Annotated in this window: 6 protein-coding genes; 1 reads left to right on the top strand and 5 read right to left on the bottom strand. The window is 62.4% G+C overall.

Annotated features, from left to right (window positions below; genetic code table 11):
- Positions 1-90 precede the first annotated feature (90 nt).
- The 5 genes from WA904_RS00610 to WA904_RS00630 all read right to left on the bottom strand — a co-directional run bounded on the left by WA904_RS00610 (position 91) and on the right by WA904_RS00630 (position 4,359).
- Positions 91-399 carry a hypothetical protein gene (locus tag WA904_RS00610; RefSeq protein WP_425195196.1) on the bottom strand — a complete coding sequence of 103 codons (309 nt, stop codon included), beginning with the start codon at positions 397-399 and terminating at the stop codon, positions 91-93.
- Between the two features lie 146 nt (positions 400-545).
- Positions 546-1,619: an ROK family protein gene (locus WA904_RS00615; protein ID WP_425195197.1), complete on the bottom strand. Its 1,074-nt coding sequence runs from the start codon at positions 1,617-1,619 to the stop codon at positions 546-548.
- A gap of 127 nt (positions 1,620-1,746) precedes the next feature.
- The gene (locus WA904_RS00620; RefSeq protein ID WP_425195198.1) at positions 1,747-1,947 is read right to left on the bottom strand and encodes a hypothetical protein; all 201 of its coding nucleotides are present in this window, start codon (positions 1,945-1,947) and stop codon (positions 1,747-1,749) included.
- A 581-nt stretch (positions 1,948-2,528) separates the two neighbouring features.
- Positions 2,529-3,101 (bottom strand): hypothetical protein, encoded by a 573-nt coding sequence (locus WA904_RS00625; RefSeq protein WP_425195199.1) that lies wholly within the window; start codon positions 3,099-3,101, stop codon positions 2,529-2,531.
- Between the two features lie 22 nt (positions 3,102-3,123).
- Positions 3,124-4,359: a serine hydrolase domain-containing protein gene (locus WA904_RS00630; protein ID WP_425195200.1), complete on the bottom strand. Its 1,236-nt coding sequence runs from the start codon at positions 4,357-4,359 to the stop codon at positions 3,124-3,126.
- Between the two features lie 141 nt (positions 4,360-4,500).
- On the opposite strand from WA904_RS00630, the gene WA904_RS00635 reads away from it, so the two are divergent.
- Positions 4,501-6,772, top strand: a 2,272-nt coding sequence (locus WA904_RS00635; RefSeq protein ID WP_425195201.1) for a penicillin-binding protein 1A, incomplete at its 3' end; no start/stop codon positions are given.

Below are 6,772 nucleotides of genomic sequence, written 5' to 3' on the forward strand. Positions count from 1 at the left end.
GCCATAGCCGTAGCTATGGGGCAAAAAGCCGGTGAAAAATGGACCGTCGCGGCCACTTTGCAGCCGACGTTCCTTCTGCCGCCCAGACTCCTAGGCCGACTCCGGCACGTTGCTGCTGTCTATCCGCGGTGTGCCGGGCCAGTTCAGGATGGAGCGGGGTGTGCGTTTGATTCCCTCGACCTTTTTGGGCAGCACGTCGCGCAGCGGCGAGCCATAACCGTTCGCTGCGTTGGCGAGTTCCTGCTCCAGCCAGGCCACGCGCTGCGCGTACATGGAGGCCAGTGCGGCATGGTGTTCCGCCGCCACCTGGTGTTCGATGCGGGCCACGTTGGCCTGCTGCAGATATTCGCGAGCCTTGCGCAGGTGGGTATCGGCGCGAGTTTGAAAGATATCGAACATCTGAACTCTCCTGGAGCGGCTGACAAAAATGTGTGGGACCCGGAACTGACTTGATTGAAGCAGAAGCGGTGCCGGCGTGTCAGGCGGGTTTGATCTGTTACGGGTAGGTAACGGTCGCATGGATTTGTCAGACAGGTTCGATCCCACTAGTGGTTGGTGTAGCTGGCGTTGCCCAGCCCGGTGCCTATCGTCAGCACGGCCCAGTGCCTGACGTCGCGCATGAAGGGCAGCTCCGAGAGGCCCTGCACCGCCGCGTCATTGTGCAGGCGCACCTGGGTTTCCTGGCCGTCGATGCGGGGCAGCCGTTCGCACAAGTGGCGCGGCAGGTGGAAGCGCGAACTCTCCCAGTTGCCTGGCAGGTTTTGCGTGCCATCGGCGATGGAGCCGTCTTCGCAGATCATGCCGGGGCAGGCCACGCCGACAAAGGGGGCGAGGGCGAGCCCCTTTCTTTTTGCCCTGTTGATCAGTGTCTGGAGCATGTCGGCAATGCCCTGCACCAGGTCTTCGCGCCGGATGTCGTCAGCGTCCTCGGCGTGGGCCCATTTCCGGCGGCCGATCACGTCGGCTTTGGAGAAGTCGGGCGCCTTTTTCAGGCGCGTGCGCACGATGCCGCAGCGCACGTTGGTGCCGCCTATGTCCACGGCCAGCAGGGCGTTGTAGTGCGTCAGCAGTTCGGGCGGCGCCAGGTGCATCCAGCCGAGCAGGCCGCCTTCGTCGGAATGGTGGCGCAGCGTGCGCAGCTGCACCTTGACGCCCTGGTCGGCCAGCAGCGCCGCCGTGCGCTTCACCGCGCGCCGGCCCAACTCGCTTTGCTGGAAGCCACCGCCCACGACGATGTGCTCAACGCCGCGCCAGGACGGCTGCCGCAGAAAGCGCCGCACCACACGCGCCAGCTGCCACGCATAGTCTTCTGCAGCCGCGTTGATCGCGGCCGCCGCCAGGCCTTTCCTGTCCAGCAGCTCGTCGAGCCGGTCCTTGCTGATGTCCGGCGTGGGCAGGGTGCCCATCGGGTCTTTGCCGTCCAGTTCGTGAAACAGTTTGCGCCAGGTGTCCAGCATGCGGGTAAATGCCTGACGACTGACGCTGTCGCCCAGGAAACCACGGCCGTCATGCAGCTCCAGGCTGTAGCCGTTGATGGTGACGGCGGGCAGCTTCAGGCTGCCATGCAGCAGCGACAGGTGGTCTTCAGCGGGCAGGGAAACGGTGGTGCGGGTAGGCATGGCAGGGCGGGTCTGTTGCGAGAAAACTCCATGCTGACCCGCCGGTGGCGTCGGCTCCATGGCACCGGGTCGCGTCCTGCCGTCAGCCAAAGGCTCGACAGGCTTTTTTTATTGCGACGGGCAGCAGCTACTCATCGAGAAAATCACCCCGGTAAAAGCTCCAGGCCGTTCCATCGTGGAGATAGAAATGACCGTCGGCACAGAAATCCTTGCCGGGAAAAAATTCCCGATACGCCTTGGGGACGAGCCGGGCCAGCTGCTCGTCCGTGAGTTCGTCGAACTGCTCGGGCGTGATCGGTTGACCGACTCTGAGTTTGGGGGATTCCATAGATGGTCTGGGTGGTTCGAGGACGATTCTTGAATGATGTTGGAGCTCGCGGGAGAAGCACTCATCTCTTCTCGATGGATCCGTTGTTTTGCTTTCGCCATGCAGAGATAGCGACGGGATCACCACTTATTGGGCTTGTAATGAAGGCCACCCTGTAGTTTGAGCTGCTGACGAAGAAGGTGTGCCATAACTCTGCTCGTTCGGGGCGATCGGCATAGACGGTAACTGACCAATAGCAACGACTGCGTATCAACCGCTCTTTGTCGACGGCCGCTCCGAACGCAACAGGGAAAGAGTGACTGGCTGACCATGCCCGGAACTCCGGCAATTTGCGTACTGCGTTGGAAGCTCGCAAATAGGTGTCGGATTCCCTGGCGAGCGCATTGCAACTCGCAGCGGCTTGGGCCGATAGCGCTGCTCCGACAAGAAGCACCGGCAATACGAGTGGTTTCATCCCGCGCATATGAGTCCTGACGTTGATATCCCGCAGAAGTGAGGATTAACCTGGCCGCCTACCAAATAGCATGGTGATAGATCCCCCAGCGTGGTCAGCAGGGCGACGCGGGTTAGGCGTCAGCACGTTAGAAGACACCAGCTTCTCCTCTGGCGAAGGCCGCCTTCCACTGCCGATAGCCAGCGAGATCAGCCTCAGTGACTGGAGCACTGCCTATGAGCATCTGCCCAGCTGCAGCCCCTGGTGGTCGATTCGGAGCGTGGCTGATTTTCACTGCCCACTTGCCCGCCTTCGCAGCAGTGCGCGCCTCTTCAAGCGACTTGAACTCTGCCTCACCGTAAGCGGCACTCACTATCAAAAGGTAGTCATCTTCTGTGGCAACGAAAGACTGGCCCTGGATATTGATGGCTGATCCCTTTTTGAAGTCAAAGCGATCCACCTTGAGGATCTTGTTGATCGCGAACATGCCGTCGCTTCGCTTGCTCGCCAGTAGATCGCCTTCCTTGAAAGGAAACTGCTTGTATTCGGTTGGGAAGAAATCACCTGCGTAAGTTGACATATGAACGAGGAGGAGTAAGAGGACGACAAGATGGCGCATAGGGTTCAGCGGCCTAATTTGATATGCCCCGAAAAAGTGCGGAACAACATGGCCGTCTGCCAAATAACATGGCGACGGATATTGAAAATAATCTTTTGCCATAACAATCGCGTTATTCCTCCGGCTACCGGTAAAGGTCAACTTTGCCGCCCAGCGTGGTCAGCAGGGCGCCCAAGAAAGTATTGCGCTCGGTGGAGATGCTGCCGGGGGTGTCGGCCGTTTTCAGGGCTGAGGTGATCACCACGACCACCCCGGAATCGGGCTGCACGATCAGCTCCTGGCCGAACAGTCCGCGGGCCTGGAAGGTGCGGGTGCGGTAGGGGTAAAGCCAGGTCTGGTAGCCGTAGCCGAAGTAGGGCGTTGCCTTGCGCGGCTTCAGGTAGTCGGCCTGCCGCTCGGGGTCGGTGGCATCGAGCACAAAATCTTTCGGCACCAGCGCGCGGCCGTTCCACATGCCGTCATTGGCCAGCAGCATGCCCAGGCGCCCGTAGTCGCGCAGCGTGGCGTTCAGGCAGCAGTTGCCTGCTTCCATTCCCGAGCTGTCGATGAGCCAGGAGGCATCGGACTCGGCACCCATGGGCTTCCAGAGTTTTTCGGACAGGTAGGTGGCCAGGTCCTGCTTGATCGCGCCGCGCAGAACGATGCCGAGAACAAAGGTTTCGGCGGAGTTGTAATTGAAGGCGCTTCCCTGCGGGTAAGTCACGTCTTTGACCCACGAGACGGCACTGGCGCCGCCACGGCCGCGCTGGTAGAAGGATTCCCCGGTCAGTCGGGCACCGTCGGTGATGACACCGGGCATGACCTTGTCGTTCCATTTGACGCCGGACGACATGCGCAGCAGGTTGCGGATGGTCACCGGCGCCCAGGCCGAGCCCTTGAGCGCGGGCGCATATTTTTCGGCGCTGTCGTCGAGCGAGGCAATATGGCCTTCCTGCAGGGCCACGCCCACCAGCAGCGCCACCACCGTTTTGGCCATGGAAAACGAAGCCAGCCGGTGCGCGGCGGTGCGGTCGTACTGGTAACGTTCAAGAATGACTTTTCCGTCTTTCAGGATCAGCAGGCCGGTGATGCGCTGGCGTGCCAGCAGGTCATCGACCGTGAGCTTCTGGCCTTCAAACGTGTAGCTGATATTGGGCGGTGGCGATTCATGCGGGGGCAGGGCCGAGGCCGCGGCGGTCTTGACGGTGCGGGGCCAGAACACCTTTTCCATATGGCTGAAGGTGCCGATCTTGAATTCTTCCTTGAAGAGGCTGAAGTCGGGCCCGAACCTCTGCACCGGGTAGCCACCGGCCTTGCCAAGTACCTGCTCGTCCAGCTCGGCCAGGACCAGCGTGCTGCTGCAGGCAAGCAACAGGGCCAACAGGGATTGTTTTGTCGTTCTTGCCTGTATCAAGTTGTTCTCCTGCGGATACAGAAGCATACACATTGTTGCTTTCGCACTCTCCGGCTATTCCGCGCGGCCCGGCAACCCGGGAGGGCGTAGCGCCTACACTGGCACCCGATGAAAAAGATATTCGACCAGATATTTGACCGCCTCCAGCTCCTGGCCGCTGAAGTTCTTCGTCGCCTGCGCAACCCCACCCGGCGCGGTGTGGCCCTGTCTCTGGCGGCCGTGCCCGTGCTGTTGCTGCTGTATGTGCTGGTGCTGATTCCCTTCACGCCCAGCATTGACGACCTGCGCAGGATCAAGCTGGAAAAGCCGACCGCCGTGCTGTCGGCTGACGGCAAGGAACTGGCCCTGTTCAAGCGCGCCAACCGCGACTGGGTCAAGCTGGCCGACATGTCGCCCAATGTGCTGGCGGCGTTGATTGCCACCGAAGACCACCGCTTTTACGAACACCACGGCTTGGACCTGCGGCGCACGCTCTCCTCCGTGGTGCTCACGTTCTCGGGCCACTGGCAGGGCGGCTCGACCATCACACAGCAGCTGGCGCGCAACCTCTACCCCAAGGAAATCGGCCGCTCGATCTCGCTGACGCGCAAGATCAGGGAAGCCATCACCGCGCTGAAGATCGAGTCCGTCTACACCAAGGACGAAATCCTCGAGACCTATCTCAACACCGTGCCTTTTCTCTACAACGCCTACGGCATCGAGATGGCGGCCCGCACCTACTTCGACAAGTCGGCCGACAAGCTCGACGTGCTGGAAAGCGCCACGCTGGTCGGCATGCTCAAGGGCACCAGCTATTACAACCCGGTGCTCAATCCGGAGCGCGCCGTGCAGCGCCGCAACATCGTCATGGCCCAGATGGTCAAGCATGGCAAGCTGGAAGAGGCGAAGTTTGAAGGCCTGAAGAAAAGGCCGCTCAAGGTGGACTTCGAACGGCAGCCGGAGCAGCTGGGTGCCGCACCGCACTTCAGCCAGTACGTTCGGCGCTGGCTCATCGAATGGGCCGACCGCAACGACTACAACATCTATGCCGACGGGCTGGTGGTGCGCACCACCATCGACGCGCGGCTGCAGGCCCAGGCCAACCAGGCGGTGGCGCGCCAGGCCGACAAGCTGCAGGGCGTGGCCAACGGCGAATGGGGGCCGCGCCGATGGGCTTCCAGCAAGGACGTGGTGCACGCCTTTGTGCGGGAGAGTGCCGAGTACAAGGCCGCGAAGGAGTCGGGCCTGACGGATGCGGACGCCCTGAAGCAGGTGCTGGCCGACACCGCCTTCATGCAGGCGCTGCGCCAGGACAAGACCCGCCTGCAGGCCGGCTTCATGGCGCTCGATCCGCGCAACGGCCATGTCAAGGCCTGGGTCGGCAGCCGCAGTTTTGCGCAGGACCCGTTCGACCACGTGCAGCAGGCGCGCAGGCAGCCGGGTTCGACCTTCAAGCCTTTTGTGTATGGCGCCGCGTTTGAAAACGGCGCGCGACCGAGCGATACCTTCATGGATGAGGACGTGGAAATTGCGCTGGGCAACGGCGCCGTCTGGCGGCCCAAGGACGGTGGCGAACCCAGCTACGCACCGATGAGCCTGCGCGATGGCCTGGCGTATTCCAAAAACACCATTACCGCCCAGGTCATGCAGAGCGTCGGCCCGGCTAAGGTGGCCAGCCTGGCGCAGGCCATGGGGGTGCGGCAAAGCAAGCTGGATGCGGTGCCTTCGCTGGCGCTGGGCACCAGCCCGGTGACGCTGAAAGAAATGGTGTCGGCCTACGCCACCATTGCCAACAGCGGCAGCTACATCGAGCCGCTGCTGATCACCAGTGTGGAAGACCGCAACGGCAAGGTGCTGGAAACCTTCCAGGCCAAGCCGCCCGAGCAGGCACTGTCGATTCCTTCATCGCAGGTGTTGCTGGACGTGATGCGCGGCGTCATCGACCGTGGCACTGGCGCCGGCATCCGCTCGCGTTTCGGCATCCAGGCCGATGTGGCCGGCAAGACCGGCACCACGCAGGACAACACCGACGGCTGGTTTGTCCTGATGCACCCGCAGCTGGTGGCGGGCGCCTGGGTGGGCTTCAACGACAACCGCATCACGCTCAACGACTACTGGGGCCAGGGCGCCCACAGCGCACTGCCCATCGTGGGCGATTTCTTCCAGCAGTCGTTCAGGAGCAAGGTGGTGGACGCTAACGTCCGCTTCGAAGCACCGCGCGGCAGCGTCGCCGAGGAACCGCCCGCCGACCCGATTGGTGCCTGGCTCAGCAGCCTTTTTCCGGGTTCGTCACAGCCGGTCACGCCGCGGCAGCCGCCGGCTGAAGAACAGGTTCTGCCCGCTTACCCGCCGCCGCCCGCCAACCCGCCGCCAGCCCCGGCAGGCCCAGCAGGCCCCGGCC

It is taken from the genome of Polaromonas sp. (assembly GCF_049790275.1).
Taxonomy (GTDB): domain Bacteria; phylum Pseudomonadota; class Gammaproteobacteria; order Burkholderiales; family Burkholderiaceae_C; genus Polaromonas.

Excerpts from the sequence above, each read along its gene's own strand:
- WA904_RS00625 (WP_425195199.1), bottom strand. The coding sequence starts at position 3,101 with ATGGCAAAAGATTATTTTCAATATCCGTCGCCATGTTATTTGGCAGAC.
- WA904_RS00620 (WP_425195198.1), bottom strand. The coding sequence starts at position 1,947 with ATGGAATCCCCCAAACTCAGAGTCGGTCAACCGATCACGCCCGAGCAG.
- WA904_RS00615 (WP_425195197.1), bottom strand. The coding sequence starts at position 1,619 with ATGCCTACCCGCACCACCGTTTCCCTGCCCGCTGAAGACCACCTGTCG.
- WA904_RS00610 (WP_425195196.1), bottom strand. The coding sequence starts at position 399 with ATGTTCGATATCTTTCAAACTCGCGCCGATACCCACCTGCGCAAGGCT.